The 18421-nt window shown below is 60.6% G+C and carries 17 protein-coding genes; 10 read left to right on the forward strand and 7 right to left on the reverse strand.

Annotated elements, in window-relative coordinates:
* Positions 1-12: 12 nt before the first annotated feature.
* Positions 13-1170, reverse strand: coding sequence for a phosphatidylcholine-hydrolyzing phospholipase (locus tag ACP7C6_RS22915; RefSeq protein ID WP_028618836.1), 1158 nt, complete (start codon positions 1168-1170; stop codon positions 13-15).
* A 234-nt stretch (positions 1171-1404) separates the two neighbouring features.
* On the opposite strand from ACP7C6_RS22915, the gene kdgD reads away from it, so the two are divergent.
* From kdgD to ACP7C6_RS22940, 5 genes are all read left to right on the forward strand, one after another.
* Entirely contained in the window at positions 1405-2316 is a 912-nt protein-coding gene (gene kdgD / locus ACP7C6_RS22920) for a 5-dehydro-4-deoxyglucarate dehydratase (RefSeq protein ID WP_016976228.1), read from the forward strand.
* Between the two features lie 54 nt (positions 2317-2370).
* Positions 2371-3816 (forward strand): aldehyde dehydrogenase family protein, encoded by a 1446-nt coding sequence (locus tag ACP7C6_RS22925; protein WP_049710003.1) that lies wholly within the window; start codon positions 2371-2373, stop codon positions 3814-3816.
* Between the two features lie 167 nt (positions 3817-3983).
* Positions 3984-5348: an MFS transporter gene (locus ACP7C6_RS22930; protein ID WP_028618838.1), complete on the forward strand. Its 1365-nt coding sequence runs from the start codon at positions 3984-3986 to the stop codon at positions 5346-5348.
* An 11-nt stretch (positions 5349-5359) separates the two neighbouring features.
* Positions 5360-6913, forward strand: coding sequence for a galactarate dehydratase (garD, locus tag ACP7C6_RS22935; RefSeq protein WP_028618839.1), 1554 nt, complete (start codon positions 5360-5362; stop codon positions 6911-6913).
* Positions 6914-7064: 151 nt separating this feature from the next.
* Positions 7065-8006, forward strand: coding sequence for an AEC family transporter (locus ACP7C6_RS22940; protein ID WP_028618840.1), 942 nt, complete (start codon positions 7065-7067; stop codon positions 8004-8006).
* Positions 8007-8049: 43 nt separating this feature from the next.
* Here ACP7C6_RS22940 and ACP7C6_RS22945 read toward each other — a convergent pair whose 3' ends face one another.
* From ACP7C6_RS22945 to gatC, 6 genes are all read right to left on the reverse strand, one after another.
* On the reverse strand, positions 8050-8427 hold the full coding sequence (locus tag ACP7C6_RS22945; RefSeq protein ID WP_028618841.1) for a carboxymuconolactone decarboxylase family protein: 378 nt from the start codon (positions 8425-8427) through the stop codon (positions 8050-8052).
* On the reverse strand, positions 8424-9470 hold the full coding sequence (locus ACP7C6_RS22950; RefSeq protein WP_028618842.1) for a calcium/sodium antiporter: 1047 nt from the start codon (positions 9468-9470) through the stop codon (positions 8424-8426). The genes ACP7C6_RS22945 and ACP7C6_RS22950 overlap by 4 nt, the downstream gene beginning before the upstream one ends.
* 58 nt (positions 9471-9528) lie before the next feature.
* Positions 9529-9900, reverse strand: a complete 372-nt coding sequence (locus ACP7C6_RS22955; RefSeq protein ID WP_028618843.1) for a septal ring lytic transglycosylase RlpA family protein — start codon at positions 9898-9900, stop codon at positions 9529-9531.
* Between the two features lie 144 nt (positions 9901-10044).
* A complete protein-coding gene (gatB, locus tag ACP7C6_RS22960) occupies positions 10045-11490 on the reverse strand; it encodes an Asp-tRNA(Asn)/Glu-tRNA(Gln) amidotransferase subunit GatB (RefSeq protein WP_028618844.1) in 1446 nt (481 codons plus the stop codon).
* Positions 11491-11500: 10 nt separating this feature from the next.
* Positions 11501-12952 carry an Asp-tRNA(Asn)/Glu-tRNA(Gln) amidotransferase subunit GatA gene (gatA, locus tag ACP7C6_RS22965; RefSeq protein WP_033899331.1) on the reverse strand — a complete coding sequence of 484 codons (1452 nt, stop codon included), beginning with the start codon at positions 12950-12952 and terminating at the stop codon, positions 11501-11503.
* A gap of 16 nt (positions 12953-12968) precedes the next feature.
* Complete coding sequence (gatC, locus tag ACP7C6_RS22970) at positions 12969-13256, reverse strand: Asp-tRNA(Asn)/Glu-tRNA(Gln) amidotransferase subunit GatC (protein ID WP_010213142.1); 288 nt, start codon at positions 13254-13256, stop codon at positions 12969-12971.
* 210 nt (positions 13257-13466) lie between these two features.
* On the opposite strand from gatC, the gene mreB reads away from it, so the two are divergent.
* The 5 genes from mreB (at position 13467) to rng (ending at position 18408) form a co-directional block, all read left to right on the forward strand.
* Entirely contained in the window at positions 13467-14504 is a 1038-nt protein-coding gene (gene mreB, locus ACP7C6_RS22975; protein ID WP_002555108.1) for a rod shape-determining protein MreB, read from the forward strand.
* A 140-nt stretch (positions 14505-14644) separates the two neighbouring features.
* Positions 14645-15745 carry a rod shape-determining protein MreC gene (gene mreC, locus ACP7C6_RS22980; RefSeq protein WP_308908873.1) on the forward strand — a complete coding sequence of 367 codons (1101 nt, stop codon included), beginning with the start codon at positions 14645-14647 and terminating at the stop codon, positions 15743-15745.
* On the forward strand, positions 15745-16233 hold the full coding sequence (mreD, locus tag ACP7C6_RS22985; protein ID WP_016976217.1) for a rod shape-determining protein MreD: 489 nt from the start codon (positions 15745-15747) through the stop codon (positions 16231-16233). The genes mreC and mreD overlap by 1 nt, the downstream gene beginning before the upstream one ends.
* 50 nt (positions 16234-16283) lie before the next feature.
* Positions 16284-16880 carry a Maf family protein gene (locus ACP7C6_RS22990; RefSeq protein ID WP_311894567.1) on the forward strand — a complete coding sequence of 199 codons (597 nt, stop codon included), beginning with the start codon at positions 16284-16286 and terminating at the stop codon, positions 16878-16880.
* Between the two features lie 70 nt (positions 16881-16950).
* Positions 16951-18408 carry a ribonuclease G gene (gene rng / locus ACP7C6_RS22995; protein ID WP_010213134.1) on the forward strand — a complete coding sequence of 486 codons (1458 nt, stop codon included), beginning with the start codon at positions 16951-16953 and terminating at the stop codon, positions 18406-18408.
* The last annotated feature ends 13 nt before the right edge of the window (positions 18409-18421 follow it).

Raw genomic sequence — 18421 nt, forward strand, 5'->3', positions numbered from 1 at the left:
GCTCCTACTGCGTCAGTTGGCGGGTTGGTTTGGCTTGTAGTCCTTGAGCAGCAGGTAAGTGCTCCACCCCCACCAATCATTCGTCCAGTGCTTGTCGTTCAGGTCATTCACGTCCTTGCGACGCAGCACCTTGTCGCCCTCCATTTTGAACAACGGCGAGAAGTTGTTCGCCGGGTTCTGCGCAGCATTCAAATCGGGCACATACAACGGCGCCTTGAAATTGGCCGGGGAGGGCGCGACACCACTGATAAAGGTGTCGAAAATCTCATCCGCCGAAGCTTGCACTGCGCGTTTGACTTGCACGCGGTTGTCCGCATCGATGGCGTCGAAGTAGCGTTTGTCTCCATACGCGTGCCATTGATCGCCCATGGCGTTACGCACCTTGAGCCCGAACTTGCTGTCTTCGTCATGCATGAAGCGGCTGATCAGCGAGCCCAGCTCACCTGGCGTCACCACAGCTGCCAGTTGTTTACGCGGTACACGCAGATGGCCGGCCGAGAACAGATCGGTCAAAAAGTGATCAGCAAAACTGTTCATGGCGTACGCCAGTTCCAGCGCTTGGTCGGTGCCGGTCTGGTGAGCCACGACGGCTTGTTGCAGCGCCGCCGTATGCCCCGCCAGATAGGCCGACAGCGCCCATTCGCCAAAGTGGTCGGCATTGTCCGCTGCCAGTTTCAGGTAACGTCCCAACGGAATCAGCGCCGAAACTGCGCTGCCACCGCCGGTGATGCGATTCCATTCCTCGGACAACGTATCACCCAAGGCGTCGTAGGCTTCATGAGCTTGTTTGCCATCCTTGATCGCCTGCTTGACCGCATTGATCTCCTTTTGCATCACCGCGAGGATCTTGTGCGCTTCTTCCCGCGAGGCGGGCAGTACGGCGAGCGTATTGAAGGCTGCGGTAAAGCGTTGCACACGCTCGGCGGGGGAGGCGCCATCGCTGATCGGTTGACCGGGGATGCCATAGAAATCACCCCCTAGGGCGATTACTTGGCCGTAGGTCAGCGCCAGCCCATTGGGCAGGTGCAGCTCGACTTGGTGTGCGGGAATCGCCGGGGCATCCTTGACGAAGCGCAACAGGGTTTCATCGCCGATGGCAGTGTGTTCACCGCCTTCGAAGCGCAAGATAGGTGGGTTCTTTTCGGGTGCTGCGAGTTCAAGACCTGACATGTTAGCTCCTTGCTATGTCGTAGGAATCTTCCGTAATGACTGTATGCATATACAGTTAAATCGAGAATAGAGGAAAAATTTCCTACGTCAAGAAGGTGCGCATTCAAAGCGGCCACAATGAAGTCTGATGAATTGCAGTTGACGAATCTTTTTATAGTTGTACGATGACGTACGACATCACCAAAACCAACAACAACCTTTCAATAGAAAGTCTTCGCCCAGGGTGTTCGAATAATGAATCCACAAGAACTGAAGTCCATCCTTTCCCACGGTCTGCTGTCTTTCCCGGTGACCGATTTCAACGCCCAGGGTGACTTTCACCAGGCGGGTTACATCAAGCGTCTGGAATGGCTGGCCCCTTACGGCGCCACCGCCTTGTTCGCAGCCGGCGGTACTGGTGAGTTTTTCTCCCTCGCTGCCAGTGAATATTCCCAGGTGGTGAAAACCGCCGTTGATACCTGCGCCACCAGCGTGCCGATCCTGGCCGGTGTCGGTGGTTCGACCCGCCAAGCCATCGAGTACGCCCAGGAAGCCGAACGTCTCGGCGCCAAAGGCCTGCTGCTGCTGCCGCACTACCTTACCGAAGCCAGCCAGGACGGGGTTGCCGCCCACGTTGAGGCCGTGTGCAAATCGGTCAAGATCGGTGTGGTGGTCTACAACCGTAACGTCTGCCGCTTGACCGCGCCGCTGCTGGAACGCCTGGCCGAGCGCTGCCCGAACCTGATCGGCTACAAGGATGGCCTGGGTGATATCGAGTTGATGGTGTCGATCCGTCGCCGCCTCGGTGATCGTTTCAGTTACCTCGGCGGCCTGCCGACTGCAGAGGTTTACGCCGCTGCCTACAAGGCCCTGGGCGTACCGGTGTACTCCTCGGCGGTGTTCAACTTCATCCCTAAAACTGCGATGGACTTCTACCACGCGATAGCCAAGGACGATCACGCCACCGTTTCCAAGATCATCGACGACTTCTTCCTGCCGTACCTGGACATCCGTAACCGCAAGGCCGGGTATGCCGTGAGCATCGTCAAGGCCGGTGCAAAAATCGCCGGCTACGACGCAGGCCCGGTGCGTACGCCGCTGACCGACCTGCTGCCGGAAGAATATGAAGCCCTGGCCGCGCTGATCGACAAGCAAGGCGCGCAATAACCTATTTACAAGGCCGCTGAGAAATCAGCGGCCTTTTGCGTCAGGAGAAGATTCGTGTCCCAAGCCCAACGTTTTGACAACTACATTAATGGCCAGTGGGTGGCCGGTGCCGACTACTGCGTCAACCTCAACCCGTCGGAGTTGTCCGATGTCATTGGCGAATACGCCAAGGCGGATGTTGCCCAAGTCAACGCCGCTATCGACGCAGCCCGCGCAGCATTCCCGGCCTGGTCCACTTCCGGGATCCAGGCGCGCCATGACGCGCTGGATAAAGTCGGCAGCGAAATCCTCGCGCGCCGCGAAGAACTCGGTACCCTGCTGGCCCGTGAAGAGGGCAAGACCCTGCCCGAAGCCATCGGCGAAGTGACCCGCGCCGGTAACATCTTCAAGTTCTTTGCCGGTGAGTGCCTGCGCCTGTCCGGCGACTACGTGCCGTCGGTTCGTCCGGGCGTCAACGTCGAAGTCACCCGTGAAGCCCTGGGGGTGGTCGGCCTGATCACGCCGTGGAACTTCCCGATCGCCATCCCCGCCTGGAAAATCGCCCCGGCCCTGGCCTACGGCAACTGCGTCGTGATCAAGCCGGCTGAACTGGTGCCGGGCTGCGCTTGGGCACTGGCGGAAATCATTTCCCGTGCGGGCTTCCCAGCCGGCGTGTTCAACCTGGTAATGGGCAGCGGTCGCGTGGTTGGCGACGTGCTGGTCAACAGCCCAAAAGTTGATGGCATCAGCTTCACCGGTTCTGTCGGTGTCGGTCGTCAGATCGCCGTCAGCTGTGTGTCGCGCCAGGCCAAAGTGCAGTTGGAAATGGGCGGCAAGAACCCGCAGATCATCCTCGATGACGCCGACCTCAAGCAGGCTGTCGAGCTCTCGGTACAGAGCGCGTTCTACTCCACCGGCCAGCGTTGCACGGCCTCCAGCCGCTTGATCGTCACCGCCGGTATCCACGACCAGTTCGTCGCGGCCATGGCCGAACGCATGAAGTCGATCAAGGTCGGCCACGCGCTGAAAAGCGGCACCGACATCGGCCCAGTGGTTTCCCAGGCGCAGTTGGATCAAGACCTCAAGTACATCGACATCGGCCAGAGCGAAGGTGCGCGGTTGGTCAGCGGTGGCGGCCTGGTCACCTGTGACACCGAAGGCTACTACCTGGCGCCGACGCTGTTTGCCGACAGTGAAGCGGCCATGCGCATCAGCCGTGAAGAGATCTTCGGGCCGGTGGCCAACGTTGTGCGTGTTGCGGACTACGAAGCGGCGCTTGCCATGGCCAACGACACCGAGTTCGGTTTGTCGGCGGGCATTGCCACGACGTCGCTCAAGTACGCCAACCACTTCAAGCGCCACTCCCAGGCCGGGATGGTGATGGTCAACTTGCCGACTGCCGGTGTGGACTATCACGTTCCGTTCGGTGGCCGTAAGGGTTCATCCTACGGGTCGCGCGAGCAAGGTCGCTATGCGCAAGAGTTCTACACCGTGGTGAAGACCAGCTACATCGGTTCGTAATACGGCGCACCTAACTCCTGTAGGAGCCGGCTTGCTGGCGATGGAATCAACACGGTGTTTCTGAACCACCGCAGTGATGCCATCGCTGGCAAGCCAGCTCCTACAGAGGCGCCGAGCAACAGACAAAAATTACCCGCAAAAAAAATAATTAGTGGGAGTACTTCTTCATGCAAGCGACCAAGCCGACCCATGTCCGCTATTTGATCCTGCTCATGCTGTTCCTGGTGACCACGATCAATTACGCCGACCGGGCCACCATCGCCATCGCAGGCTCCAGCCTGCAAAAAGACCTCGGCATCGACGCGGTCACCCTCGGTTACATCTTCTCTGCATTCGGTTGGGCCTACGTGGCCGGGCAAATTCCCGGTGGCTGGCTGCTGGACCGGTTCGGCTCCAAGAAAGTCTATGCGCTGAGCATCTTCACCTGGTCACTGTTCACCGTGCTGCAAGGCTACGTCGGTGAGTTTGGTGTCTCCACCGCCGTGGTTGCGCTGTTTATGCTGCGCTTTATGGTCGGTCTGGCCGAAGCGCCTTCGTTTCCCGGAAATGCCCGGATTGTCGCGGCGTGGTTTCCTACGGCTGAGCGCGGTACGGCTTCAGCGATCTTCAACTCGGCGCAGTACTTCGCCACGGTGCTGTTTGCGCCGCTGATGGGCTGGATTGTCTACAGCTTCGGCTGGCAGCACGTGTTTATCGTGATGGGTGTGATCGGCATCATTTTCTCGCTGATCTGGCTGAAAGTTATCCACAGCCCGCGCCAGCACCCGATGATCAACGAAGCCGAGTTCAATCACATCGCCGCCAATGGCGCGATGGTCGATATGGATCAGGACAAAGGCAAGGGTAAGAAAACCGACGGTCCGAAGTGGGATTACATCCGCCAGTTGCTGACCAACCGCATGATGCTCGGCGTGTACCTTGGCCAGTATTGCATCAACGGTATCACCTACTTTTTCCTCACATGGTTCCCGGTGTACCTGGTGCAGGACCGTGGCATGACCATCCTCAAGGCCGGTTTCATCGCTTCGTTGCCGGCGATCTGCGGGTTTATCGGCGGCGTGCTAGGCGGGGTGATTTCGGATTATCTGCTGCGCAAGGGGCATTCCCTGACCTTCGCCCGCAAGGCGCCGATCATTGGGGGCCTACTGATCTCCAGCAGCATCGTGGCCTGCAACTACGTGGATATCGAGTGGATGGTGGTGGGCTTCATGGCCTTGGCCTTCTTCGGTAAAGGCGTTGGCGCACTGGGCTGGGCGGTAGTCTCCGACACCTCGCCGAAACAAATCGCCGGCCTCAGTGGCGGCTTGTTCAACACCTTCGGTAACCTCGCGTCGATCACTACCCCTATTGTGATCGGCTACATCATCAGCACCACCGGCTCGTTCAAATGGGCCCTGGTGTTCGTCGGCGCCAATGCGCTGGTGGCGGTGTTCAGCTACCTGGTCATCGTTGGGCCGATCAAACGTGTAGTCCTCAAAGAGCCGCCTGCCAAGGGGCCTGAGTTGACCAACCTAACCGAAGCGCATTCCTGAGGGGCCGTGTGATGCAGTTGATTGAACATGCCGACTCGCCGCGCTCGATTCGTTTGCACGAACGCGACAACGTGGTGATCGTGGTCAATGACCAAGGCGTACCGGCCGGGACCGAATTCCCGGATGGCCTGGTGACCGTGGATTTCATCCCTCAGAGCCACAAGGTGACCCTGGAAGATATCCCCGAGGGCGGCCAGATTATTCGCTATGGCCAGACCATCGGATACGCCCTGGCGCCGATTCCGCGTGGTAGTTGGGTGCAGGAAGATCAACTGCGCATGCCCACCGCGCCGCCGTTGGACAGCTTGCCGCTGTCCACCGAGGTGCCTGAGGCCCAGGCGCCCTTGGAAGGGTTTACCTTCGAGGGTTACCGCAACGCGGATGGTACTGTGGGTACACGCAATATCCTTGGCATCACCACCACGGTGCAGTGCGTCACCGGCGTACTGGACCATGCGGTCAAGCGCATCAAGGACGAATTGCTACCCAAGTACCCGCACGTTGACGACGTGGTAGCGCTGACCCACAGCTACGGCTGTGGTGTGGCGATCACTGCGACCGATGCCTACATCCCGATCCGCACGGTACGCAACCTGGCGCGCAATCCGAACCTGGGCGGCGAAGCCCTGGTGATCAGCCTGGGCTGCGAGAAACTGCAGGCCGGGCAGGTGATGCACGACAACGACAGCTCGGTCGACCTGAGTGAGCCCTGGCTGTATCGGCTGCAGGATTCCAGCCACGGCTTTACCGAGATGATCGAGCAGATCATGGAATTGGCCGAGACGCGCCTGAAGAAACTCGACCAGCGCCGCCGGGAAACCGTGCCGGCGTCGGAGTTGATCCTGGGCATGCAGTGCGGCGGCAGTGATGCGTTTTCCGGTATCACCGCCAACCCGGCGCTGGGCTATGCCTCGGATCTGTTGCTGCGGGCTGGGGCGACGGTGATGTTTTCCGAAGTGACCGAAGTTCGCGATGCGATTTACCTGCTGACCTCTCGCGCTGAAAGCGAAGCCGTTGCCCAGGAACTGGTCCGGGAAATGGATTGGTACGATCGCTACCTGGCCAAGGGCGAGGCGGACCGCAGCGCCAACACCACGCCGGGAAACAAGAAGGGCGGCTTGTCGAACATTGTCGAGAAGTCCTTGGGCTCCATCGTCAAATCCGGCAGCAGCGCGATCAATGGCGTGCTGGGTCCGGGTGAGCGCTTCAAGAGTAAGGGCCTGATCTTTTGCGCAACCCCGGCCAGTGACTTTGTGTGCGGCACCTTGCAACTGGCGGCAGGGATGAACCTGCATGTGTTCACCACCGGACGCGGCACACCTTACGGGCTGGCGATGGCGCCAGTGGTGAAGGTGTCGACGCGTACGGAGCTGGCACAGCGTTGGCCGGACCTGATCGATATCGACGCTGGGCGTATTGCGACTGGGCGGGCGAGCATCGAGGAATTGGGGTGGGAGTTGTTTCACTTCTACCTGGATGTGGCCAGCGGCAAGAAGCAGACGTGGGCGGAGCACCACAAGCTGCACAACGACATCACCTTGTTCAACCCGGCGCCCATTACCTGACTGTGGTGAGCGGGCTTGTCGGATCGCCGCATCGCCCGCGCTGGGTGGCGATCCGACAAGCCCGCTCACTACAAGGATCTAGACCAGACGAAGCGGCCTACACTGGCTTATCATTAGCCACCTAACGACGCTCACCAAGGTTCTCCCCGGCATGCTGGCAATTTTCCTCACGACCCTGACCATCACCGCGCCGGTGTTTGCCATGCTGTTCCTGGGTGTGCTGCTCAAGCGCATCAACTGGATCAATGACAACTTCATCCACACGGCCTCGTCCCTGGTGTTCAACGTCACTATGCCGGCGCTGCTGTTCCTCGGCATCCTGCATGCCGACCTGCACTCGGCGCTCAAGCCAAGCCTTCTGATCTACTTTGCCGTCGCCACCTTGCTCAGCTTCGCCCTGGCCTGGGGTTGGGCAATCTTTAGTTGCCCGCGTGAAGACCGGGGTATCTACACGCAAGGCGCGTTTCGCGGCAATAACGGCGTGATCGGCCTGGCGCTGGCCGCCAGCATGTACGGCGATTACGGCATCTCCCTCGGCGCGATTCTCGCGGCGTTGGTGATCCTGTTCTACAACACCCTGTCGACCATCGTGTTGGCGGTGTACAGCCCGGTGATCAAGTCCGATCCGTGGAGCATTTGCAAAAGTGTGGTGGCCAACCCGCTGATCATCAGCGTGATCGTGGCGGCGCCGTTCGCTTATTTTCAGATTGGCCTGCCTGGCTGGTTGGAAAAATCCATGCAGTATCTGGCGGATACCACCTTGCCGTTGGCCTTGATCTGCATTGGCGGCACCTTGTCCCTGGCAGCGTTGCGCAAGAGCGGCAACAGGGCGCTGAGCGCGAGCTTGATGAAGATGGTCTGGCTGCCAGTGGTGGCGACCTTAGGCGCGTGGTTGCTGGGCTTTCGCGGGCCGGAGTTGGGGATTCTGTTCCTGTACTTCGGTGCGCCGACCGCAGCCGCCAGTTTTGTGATGGCCAGGGCGGCCGAGGGTAATCATGAGCTGGCGGCGGCAATTATCGTGATCACCACCTTGATGGCGGCGGTGACCACGAATATCGGGATCTTCGTGTTGCAGGCAGGAGGTTGGATCTGAGGGTTGTGGTGTCTGTGAGGGCCAATCGCCGGCAAGCCGGCTCCTACGGTGCCTCGTAGGTATCGATCACTTCCTGCGCCGCACGGAATGCATCAATCGCCGCCGGCACACCGGCATACACCGCGCAATGCAGCAACGCCTCGCGGATCTCTTCCACGGTGCAACCATTGTTCAGCGCACCGCGCACATGGCCTTTGAGCTCCTGCGGGCATTTGAGCGCGGTGAGAGCGGCGAGGGTGATCAGGCTGCGGGTTTTCAGCGGCAATCCTTCGCGGTTCCACACGCTGCCCCAGGCATGTTCATTGACGAAATCCTGTAGCGGCTGGGTGAACTCGGTGGCATTGCCCAAGGCGCGGTCGACGAACACATCGCCCATGACCTGGCGACGCATATCAACCCCGGGCTTTTTCTGATCGGTCATTGCGATTCCCTCTTGTGTTGGCGGCGCCAGGCTCGCAGCGTGCTGAACAACAGAAAAGCCACCAGCACTGGCAGGACGTAGTACAGCATCAGTTGTTCAAGCTTGGTGGCCAGGGGCATGCCCGTGGTGAACGCCATTACATGCAGCCCGTACGCCAGGTACAGGCCCAGCAGCACCAGGCCTTCGGCGCGTGTCACGCGGTAGCCGGTGTAGAACACCGGCAGGCACAGCACGACTACGCCGAGCATCACCGGCAGGTCGAAATCCAGGGCATTGGGCGATACCGACAGCGGCGAGGGCGCGAGCAGGGCGGTCAGCCCCAACACGCCGAGCAGGTTGAACAGGTTGCTGCCGATCACGTTGCCCACGGCAATTTCCCGCTCGCCGCGCAGCGCGGCAATCAGCGAGGTCGCCAGGCATGGCAGCGAGGTGCCCACGCCGATCAGGGTCAGGCCGATCACACGTTCCGACAGACCCAGGTCGCCTGCCACATCCACTGCGGCACCCAGCAGTAAATGCCCGGCCAGCACCAGGATCAGTAGCCCACCAACCATCAGCAACACGCTGCTCAGCCAGGGCGCGCGGGCCACGGTGTCCAGCGTGCGTGGGCGACGGGAGTGGCGCGTCTGGTAGTGCAACATGCCGAGGTAGGCGACCAGGGCAACCAGCAGCACCAGGCCGTCAATGGGTGTGAGCTCTTCATTGGCGGCGAGGGTGAACACCAGCAGTGCGGCCAGGATCATCACCGGAATATCCAGGCGCACCAGTTGGCGCGAAACCCGCAGCGGAATGATCAGCGCCGACAGGCCCAGGGTCACCAGGATGTTGAAGATGCTGCTGCCGATCACGCTACCCACGGCGATATCGGTGTTACCGGCCAGAGTGGCTTGCAGGCTGACAGTCATCTGCGGCGCGCTGCTGCCGAAGGCCACGATCGTCAGGCCGATGATCAGCGGACGCACCTTGAGGCTCGCGGCCAGGCGCACGGCGGCGCGCACCAGGATCTCGGCGCCGATGATCAGCAGCACCAGGCCGCTGACCAATTCCAGCAGGCTCCAGGGCGAGAGGGCGGTTAATCCGAAAATGGCGAGGGCTCCGTCTTCAGTTGCTCAAGGCTTGCACGCGAACCCGTGCGGTACCGCTGCCGATCATACCCAGCTGCTCGGCCGCCTTGCGTGAAAGATCGATCAGGCGCCCACGGGTATGCGGACCGCGATCATTGATGCGGACAACCACCGATTTGTCGTTGTCGAGATTGGTGACCTTGACCTGGGTGCCGAACGGCAATTGCCGGTGGGCGGCGGTCAGGGCGTTCTGATTGAAGGGTTCACCGCTGGCGGTCTTTTTGCCATGGTGCCGGGCGCCGTAATAGGAGGCGGTGCCGGTTTCGTCGTAGCCGTTGGGGTTGATGATGCCGCTGGCACAGCCGGTCAAAAGGGAGAACAAGGCCAGGAGGCCGAGTAGACGCTTCATGCAAGGAGTCCCATTACAAATGTTGGAGTTGGCTCGTGTGGGAGCTGGCTTGCCTGCGATGGCTTCACCTCGGTGTCACTGATGCACCGAGGCGCCTGCATCGCGGGCAAGCCCGGCTCCCACAGAAGCCGGGTCCTGCACGTGTCAGCCTTCGAGCTTGCTTTTCAGCAGTTCGTTCACCTGTTGCGGGTTGGCCTTGCCTTTGGAGGCTTTCATCGCCTGGCCCACAAAGAAGCCGAACATCTTGCCGCGCTTGGCTTCGTCTGCCGCACGGTATTGCTCGACCTGCTCGGCGTTGGCCGCGAGCATTTCATCCAATACAGCCGAGATCGCGCCGCTGTCGGTGACCTGCTTGAGGCCACGCTTCTCGATGATCTCGTCCGCGCTGCCTTCGCCTGCGGCCATGGCTTCGAACACGGTCTTGGCGATCTTGCCGGAGATGGTGTTGTCCTTGATGCGCAGCAGCATGCCGCCCAATTGCTCGGCAGTGACTGGGGCTTCGTCGATCTCCAGGCCTTGCTTGTTCAACAGGCTGCCCAGCTCGACCATCACCCAGTTGGCCGCCAGTTTGGCGTCGCCGGCAATGCTCACGACTTTTTCGAAGTAGTTGGCTTGTTCACGGCTGGAGGCCAAGACGCTGGCATCGTAGACCGACAGGCCGAACTGCGCCTGGAAGCGCTCGCGTTTCTGCTGCGGCAGCTCCGGCAGGGTGGCGCGGATGTCATTGAGGAACGAGTCCTCAAGCACCACCGGCAACAGGTCCGGGTCGGGGAAGTAACGGTAGTCGTTGGCTTCCTCTTTGCTGCGCATGGCGCGGGTTTCGTCTTTGTTCGGGTCGTACAGGCGGGTCTGCTGGATGACCTTGCCGCCGTCTTCGATCAGCTCGATCTGGCGACGCACTTCGCTGTTGATCGCCTTCTCGATGAAGCGGAACGAGTTGACGTTCTTGATCTCGCAGCGGGTGCCGAACTCGACTTGGCCCTTGGGACGGATCGACACGTTGCAGTCGCAACGCAGCGAACCTTCTGCCATGTTGCCGTCGCAGATGCCCAGGTAGCGCACCAGTGCGTGGATGGTCTTGACGTAGGCCACGGCTTCCTTGGCGCTGCGCATGTCCGGCTCGGAAACGATCTCCAGCAGCGGCGTGCCGGCACGGTTCAGGTCGATACCGGTCGCGCCCGGGAATTCTTCGTGCAGGCTCTTGCCGGCATCTTCTTCCAGGTGTGCGCGGGTGACGCCGACGCGCTTGATGGTGCCGTCTTCCAGGGGGATGTCCAGGTGGCCTTTGCCAACGATCGGCAGTTCCATCTGGCTGATCTGGTAGCCCTTGGGCAGGTCAGGGTAGAAGTAGTTCTTGCGCGCGAACACGTTGTGCTGGCCGATCTCGGCGTCAATCGCCAGGCCGAACATCACCGCCATGCGCACCGCTTCCTGGTTCAGCACTGGCAGTACGCCGGGCATGCCCAGGTCGACTAGGCTGGCCTGCGTGTTCGGCTCGGAGCCGAACGTGGTGGCGCTACCGGAGAAAATCTTCGATTGGGTGGCGAGCTGGGTATGAATCTCCAGCCCGATCACAACTTCCCATTGCATAGTGTTCTCCTCAGAAGCCGGTAGGGGTGCGAGTGTGCCAGTCGGTGTTCAACTGGTACTGGTGCGCCACATTGAGCAGGCGGCCTTCCTGGAAATACGGGGCGAGCAGTTGCACGCCGACCGGCAGGCCATCGACGAAACCGGCAGGCATGGACAAGCCCGGCAGTCCCGCGAGGTTGGCGGTGATGGTGTACAGGTCTTCGAGGTACGCAGCCACCGGGTCGCCGTTCTTGGCGCCGAGCTTCCAGGCCGGGTTCGGCGTGGTTGGGCCGAGGATCACGTCGACCTGTTCAAAGGCGGCCATGAAGTCGTTCTTCACCAAGCGACGGATTTTCTGCGCCTTGAGGTAGTAGGCGTCGTAGTAACCGGCCGACAGGGCGTAGGCACCGACCATGATCCGGCGCTGAACTTCGGCGCCGAAACCTTCGCCACGGGAGCGTTTGTACAGGTCGGTGAGGTCTTTCGGGTTTTCGCAGCGATAGCCGAAACGCACGCCGTCGAAACGCGACAGGTTGGAGGAAGCCTCTGCCGGTGCGATCACGTAGTACGCCGGAATCGCGTGCTGGTTGTTCGGCAGGCTGATTTCCTTGATCACCGCGCCGAGGCTTTCCAGCGTCTTGACGCTGTTGTGCACCAACTCGGCAATGCGCGGGTCGAGACCGGCGCTGAAGTATTCCTTCGGCACGCCGATGCGCAGGCCCTTGAGCGAGGTGTTCAGGCTGGCGCTGTAGTCCGGCACGGGCTCGTCGATGCTGGTGGAGTCCTGTTTGTCGAAGCCTGCCATGCCTTGTAACAAAATTGCGCAGTCCTCAGCGGTGCGCGCCAGAGGGCCGCCCTGATCGAGACTGGAGGCGTAAGCGATCATGCCCCAACGGGAAACGCGACCGTAGGTCGGCTTCAGGCCGGTGAGGTTGGTGAAGGCCGCAGGCTGGCGGATCGAGCCGCCGGTATCGGTGGCTGTAGCGGCAGGCAGGAAGCGTGCGGCAACTGCGGCGGCCGAACCGCCAGACGAACCGCCGGGCACGTGCTCCAGGTTCCACGGGTTTTTCACCGCGCCGTAGTAGCTCGACTCGTTGGCCGACCCCATGGCGAATTCGTCCATGTTGGTCTTGCCCAGGGTCACGGCCCCGGCGGCAGCCAGCTTGGACACCACGGTGGCGTCATAGGGTGCTTTGAAGTTGTCGAGCATCTTCGAGCCGCAACTGGTGCGAATGCCCTGGGTGCAGAACAGGTCCTTGTGGGCGATTGGAGCGCCCAGCAGTGCGCCATTTTCACCGTTGGCGCGACGTGCGTCGGCGGCCTTGGCCTGGCTCAGGGCCAGCTCTTCGGTGAGGCTGATGAAGCTGTTGACCTTTGGATCGTGCTCGGCGATGCGCGCCAGCAGGGTCTTGGTCAGCTCTTCGGAAGAAAACTTTTTGTCGGCGAGACCGCGAGCGATCTCGGCCAGAGTCATGTGATGCATTGCAGGCTCTTTCCCTTTAGTCGATGACTTTCGGAACCAGGTACAGGCCGTTTTCGACCGCTGGCGCGATGGACTGGTAGGCCTCGCGATTATTACTCTCGGTCACGACGTCTGCGCGCAGGCGCTGGCTGGCTTCCAGCGGGTGAGCCAGGGGCTCGATACCGTCGGTATTCACGGCCTGCATTTGGTCGACCAGCCCGAGAATGCTGTTCAGGGCTGCGGTGGTCTGTGGAAGATCGGCATCATTGAGGCCAAGCGAGGCCAGGTGCGCGATTTTTTCCACGTCGGAGCGTTCAAGCGTCATGGGAATCTCCAGTGGAAAACAGAACGGAGGCTGTCCGTGTGTTAGATTGTCGGAACACTACCGCATTTCTACGGTCTTACGGCCGCGATTGTGGGGTTAGGTGCACAGAAAGTCGGCCAATTTAGCACATTGGCGCCTTGCCCAAAATCCCTGTCGTTGTTAGAGTTTGCCGCACTTTTTTACCCACGCGTTGCCTAGGGTCCCTTTCCCATGTTCAAGAAACTGCGTGGCATGTTTTCCAGCGATCTTTCCATTGACCTGGGCACTGCCAACACCCTTATTTACGTGCGCGAGCGCGGTATCGTCCTGAATGAGCCATCGGTTGTGGCTATTCGGACGCACGGTAACCAGAAAAGTGTCGTTGCCGTCGGCACCGAGGCCAAGCGCATGCTCGGCCGTACACCCGGCAATATTGCCGCCATTCGTCCGATGAAAGATGGCGTGATCGCCGACTTCAGCGTCTGCGAGAAGATGCTGCAGTACTTCATCAACAAAGTTCACGAAAACAGTTTCCTGCAGCCCAGCCCTCGTGTGCTGATCTGCGTTCCGTGCAAATCCACCCAGGTTGAGCGTCGTGCCATCCGTGAATCGGCCCTTGGCGCCGGTGCCCGTGAAGTGTTCCTGATCGAAGAGCCAATGGCTGCTGCGATCGGTGCCGGCCTGCCGGTTGAAGAAGCACGCGGCTCGATGGTGGTGGATATCGGTGGTGGTACCACTGAAATCGCCCTGATCTCCCTGAACGGTGTGGTGTATGCCGAATCCGTACGCGTCGGCGGCGACCGCTTCGACGAAGCGATCATCACGTATGTACGTCGTAACTATGGCAGCCTGATCGGTGAGTCCACCGCTGAGCGCATCAAGCAGGAAATCGGCACCGCCTACCCAGGCGGCGAAGTGCGCGAAGTCGATGTGCGCGGTCGCAACCTGGCCGAAGGCGTTCCACGTGCTTTCACCCTGAACTCCAATGAAGTGCTGGAAGCTCTGCAAGAGTCCCTGGCCACCATCGTTCAGGCGGTGAAAAGCGCGCTGGAGCAATCGCCGCCGGAACTGGCTTCCGACATCGCCGAGCGTGGCCTGGTGCTGACCGGCGGTGGCGCCTTGCTGCGTGACCTCGACAAGCTGCTGGCCCAAGAGACTGGCCTGCCGGTGATCGTCGCCGAAGACCCGCTGACCTGCGTTGCCCGTGGCGGTGGTCGTGCACTGGAAATGATGGATAAACACACCATGGACCTGCTCTCCAGCGAATAAGTCATTGCTGGTTAGCCCATGTTTCGCCCGCAGGCAGCACTTTGCAGTGCTGCCTGTTGGCGTTTATCTTCTTCAATCTGCATCCAGGCCGGTTAGATGCCGTATGAATAAAGAGAACATTTGCCTGGGAGGAGCGGCTTATTAAACCGCTTTTCGCCAAAGGCCCCTCATTGGGCGTGCGCCTGTTGGTGCTGGTCGTGCTTTCGGTCGCGCTGATGGTGGTCGATGCCCGCTTTGCACTGCTCAAGCCCGTGCGCAGCCAAATGTCGCTGGTGTTGATGCAGACTTACTGGATCACCGACCTGCCGCAACGTCTGTACCAGGGCGTGGCCAGCCAATTTGGCAGCCGCACCGAACTGGTCGCCGAAAACGAAAAACTCAAGACCGAAAACCTGCTGTTGCAGGGGCGCATGCAAAAGCTCGCGGCCCTCACCGAGCAGAACGTTCGGCTGCGCGAGTTGCTCAATTCTTCCGCGCTGGTCAACGAAAAGGTCGAAGTGGCCGAGCTGATCGGCATGGACCCCAACCCCTTCACCCATCGCATCATCATCAACAAGGGTGAGCGCGACGGTGTGGTCCTGGGCCAGCCGGTGCTCGACGCCCGTGGCCTGATGGGCCAGGTGGTTGAGCTGATGCCCTACACCTCGCGGGTCTTGTTGCTGACGGACACCACCCATAGCATTCCGGTGCAGGTGAACCGCAACGGCTTGCGGGCGATTGCCAGCGGCACTGGTAACCCGGAACGCCTGGAGTTGCGCCACGTGGCGGACACCGCTGACATCAAGGAAGGCGACCTGCTGGTCAGCTCTGGCCTGGGTCAGCGTTTCCCGGCGGGTTACCCGGTGGCGACGGTGAAGGAAGTGATCCACGATTCCGGCCAGCCGTTCGCCATTGTGCGTGCGGTGCCGACTGCCGCCCTGAACCGCAGCCGGTACTTGCTGCTGGTGTTCAGCGACAACCGTACGCCGGAAGAGCGCGCCAACGACGCCGCTCAGGCCCAGGAAGCAGAAGACAAGCAAAACGGTACAGCGCCGATCGTTCCGGCGACTGTGCCCAAGCCGGCATTCGTAGGACCACCGGCACCGACGGCGGCTCCGGCAGCGCCTGTGGCCACTCCGGTCAAGCCGGCCGCTCACAACACGCGTCCCGTCAAGCCAACCGTGACTAAACCACCGGCCGCGACCCCGGCTGCCAAGCCTGCGGCGACTGTCCCGGCAACCACGCGGCAGAGGGAGGAATAATGGCCAGTACTCATTCGCGCAACGGCTGGATCGTCTGGCTGACCTTTGCTATCGGTATGCTGCTGAGCGTTTCGCCCTTGCCGCAGTTCATGGAAATTCTGCGCCCGCTTTGGCTGGCGCTGTTGCTGGCCTTCTGGTCGCTGAACCTGCCGCATAAAGTCGGCATGGTCACGGCGATGTTCCTGGGCTTGGCGGAGGATGTGCTCTATGGCACCTTGCTGGGTCAGAATGCGTTGATCCTGACCCTGATCACTTTCCTGGTGCTGTCGTTGCAGCAGCGCCTGCGGATGTTCCCCATGTGGCAGCAGTGCTTGGTGATCCTGGTGATCTTCGGCCTGGCACAGCTGGTTCAGCTGTGGCTGAGCGCCTTGACCGGTAACCGTCAGCCAACCCTGGCGCTGGTGCTACCGGCCCTGGTCAGTGCCTTGCTGTGGCCATGGATCAGCTTCGGTCTGCGTGGGTTGCGTCGTCGCTATAAAATCAATTGAATGGATTGCGAGGCTCTGCCTGGTTATCGAACCCTACAGGGAGAGTCTGCATGAATTCGCTTTACCTGGCCTCGGGCTCCCCGAGGCGGCGTGAATTGCTGACGCAGATCGGTGTGCCTTACACCGTGGTCAGCGCGGCTATTGATGAAACCCCTCTTACAAATGAATCCGCCGTTTCCTACGTCGAGCGCCTTGCGCGCGGCAAGGCAGCGGCGGGTTTCGCTGCGCTCGAGAATAGCTCCGGTGCCTGTGTGCTGGGTGCCGATACCGCCGTGATCGTCGATGGCAAAATCCTCGGCAAGCCCGTGGATCAGGCCGATGCCCTGGCAATGTTGATGGCGCTGGCGGGGCGCGAGCATGAAGTGCTGACCGCCATTGCCCTCACCGACGGCCAACGCTGTGAGACTGTTTGTGTAAGCAGTCGTGTACTGTTTCGCGGGATTTCCGTCGAGGAAGCGACCACCTACTGGCACAGCGGCGAACCCCAAGACAAGGCGGGCGGCTATGCTATCCAAGGGTTGGGCTCGGTCTTTGTCGCCGGGCTCAATGGCAGTTATTCCGCCGTGGTAGGCCTGCCGGTGTGCGAAACCGCGCAACTGCTCGGCCAATTCGGCATACCCTGTTGGCAAAACCTTACCGCGCGCTGAACGCCGTATTCCAGCGCCCAGCCTTAAGCGATCGGTCACTATTGTGAAAACGCCTGAACGAGACCCAGCCATGAGTGAAGAGATTCTGATCAATATCACGCCGATGGAATCGCGCGTGGCGGTGGTAGAGAACGGTGTTCTGCAAGAAGTGCACGTTGAGCGCACCCAGAAGCGCGGGATCGTCGGCAATATCTACAAAGGCAAGGTGGTGCGGGTTTTGCCGGGGATGCAGGCGGCATTCGTCGACATCGGCCTGGACCGTGCCGCGTTTATCCATGCTTCGGAAATTTCCCTGCGCGAAGGGCCAGCGGTAGAAAGCATCAGTGCCCTGGTGCACGAAGGGCAGAGCCTGGTGGTGCAAGTCACCAAGGACCCCATCGGCTCCAAAGGCGCGCGCCTGACCACTCAATTATCGATTCCGTCGCGTTACCTGGTGTACATGCCGCGCACCGCCCATGTCGGCATTTCCCTGAAGATCGAAGACGAAGCCGAGCGCGAGCGCCTGAAAAAGGTGGTCAGCGACTGCGTGGCGGCCGAAGGCATCAAGGAAGCGGGCGGCTTCATCCTGCGCACCGCCGCCGAAGGCGCCGGCGCCGATGAGATCCTTATGGACATCCGCTACCTGCGGCGCCTGTGGGACCAGATCGGTGCCCAGATCAAGACCATCGGCGCGCCCAGCGTGATCTACGAAGACCTCGGCCTGGCCCTGCGTACGCTGCGCGACCTGGTCAGTCCGAAGATTGAGAAAATTCGCATCGACTCGCGGGAAACATTCCAACGCACCACGCAATTTGTTGCCGAGCTGATGCCTGAAATTGCCGACCGCCTGGAACACTATCCTGGCGAGCGGCCGATCTTCGACCTGTATGGCGTTGAAGACGAAATCCAGAAAGCCTTGGAACGCAAGGTGCCGCTCAAGTCCGGTGGCTACCTGGTGGTGGACCCGGCGGAAGCCATGACCACCATCGATGTCAACACCGGCGCGTTCGTGGGCCATCGCAACCTCGAAGAAACCATCTTCAAGACCAACCTCGAAGCGGCCACCGCGATCGCGCGCCAACTGCGCCTGCGTAACCTGGGCGGCATCATCATCATCGACTTCATCGACATGGAAGATGAAGAACACCAGCGCCAGGTGCTGCGTACCCTGGAGAAACAGCTGGAACGCGATCACGCCAAGACCAACATCATCGGCATCACCGAGCTGGGCCTGGTGCAAATGACGCGCAAGCGCACCCGCGAAAGCCTGGAGCAAGTGCTGTGCGAGCCGTGCAGCAGTTGCCAGGGCCGCGGTAAATTGAAGACCCCGGAAACCGTTTGCTACGAGATTTTCCGCGAAATCCTGCGAGAAGCGCGAGCCTACCAGGCCGAAGGTTACAGAGTGCTCGCCAACCAGAAAGTGGTCGATCGGCTGCTGGACGAAGAATCCGGTAACGTTGCCGAGCTGGAGGGGTTTATCGGGCGCACGATACGCTTCCAGGTCGAAACCATGTATTCCCAGGAACAATACGACGTGGTGCTGCTCTGATCCCCAATCGTTT

This window comes from Pseudomonas sp. TWR1-1-4 (assembly GCF_049897165.1).
GTDB classification, from domain to species: domain Bacteria; phylum Pseudomonadota; class Gammaproteobacteria; order Pseudomonadales; family Pseudomonadaceae; genus Aquipseudomonas; species Aquipseudomonas canadensis.

Bases quoted from the DNA above. Each gene is read 5' to 3' on its own strand.
- ACP7C6_RS22915 (WP_028618836.1), bottom strand. From the start codon at position 1,170: ATGTCAGGTCTTGAACTCGCAGCACCCGAAAAGAACCCACCTATCTTG.
- kdgD (WP_016976228.1), top strand. From the start codon at position 1,405: ATGAATCCACAAGAACTGAAGTCCATCCTTTCCCACGGTCTGCTGTCT.
- ACP7C6_RS22930 (WP_028618838.1), top strand. From the start codon at position 3,984: ATGCAAGCGACCAAGCCGACCCATGTCCGCTATTTGATCCTGCTCATG.
- garD (WP_028618839.1), top strand. From the start codon at position 5,360: ATGCAGTTGATTGAACATGCCGACTCGCCGCGCTCGATTCGTTTGCAC.
- ACP7C6_RS22940 (WP_028618840.1), top strand. From the start codon at position 7,065: ATGCTGGCAATTTTCCTCACGACCCTGACCATCACCGCGCCGGTGTTT.
- ACP7C6_RS22945 (WP_028618841.1), bottom strand. From the start codon at position 8,427: ATGACCGATCAGAAAAAGCCCGGGGTTGATATGCGTCGCCAGGTCATG.
- ACP7C6_RS22955 (WP_028618843.1), bottom strand. From the start codon at position 9,900: ATGAAGCGTCTACTCGGCCTCCTGGCCTTGTTCTCCCTTTTGACCGGC.
- gatB (WP_028618844.1), bottom strand. From the start codon at position 11,490: ATGCAATGGGAAGTTGTGATCGGGCTGGAGATTCATACCCAGCTCGCC.
- gatA (WP_033899331.1), bottom strand. From the start codon at position 12,952: ATGCATCACATGACTCTGGCCGAGATCGCTCGCGGTCTCGCCGACAAA.
- gatC (WP_010213142.1), bottom strand. From the start codon at position 13,256: ATGACGCTTGAACGCTCCGACGTGGAAAAAATCGCGCACCTGGCCTCG.
- mreB (WP_002555108.1), top strand. From the start codon at position 13,467: ATGTTCAAGAAACTGCGTGGCATGTTTTCCAGCGATCTTTCCATTGAC.
- mreD (WP_016976217.1), top strand. From the start codon at position 15,745: ATGGCCAGTACTCATTCGCGCAACGGCTGGATCGTCTGGCTGACCTTT.
- ACP7C6_RS22990 (WP_311894567.1), top strand. From the start codon at position 16,284: ATGAATTCGCTTTACCTGGCCTCGGGCTCCCCGAGGCGGCGTGAATTG.
- rng (WP_010213134.1), top strand. From the start codon at position 16,951: ATGAGTGAAGAGATTCTGATCAATATCACGCCGATGGAATCGCGCGTG.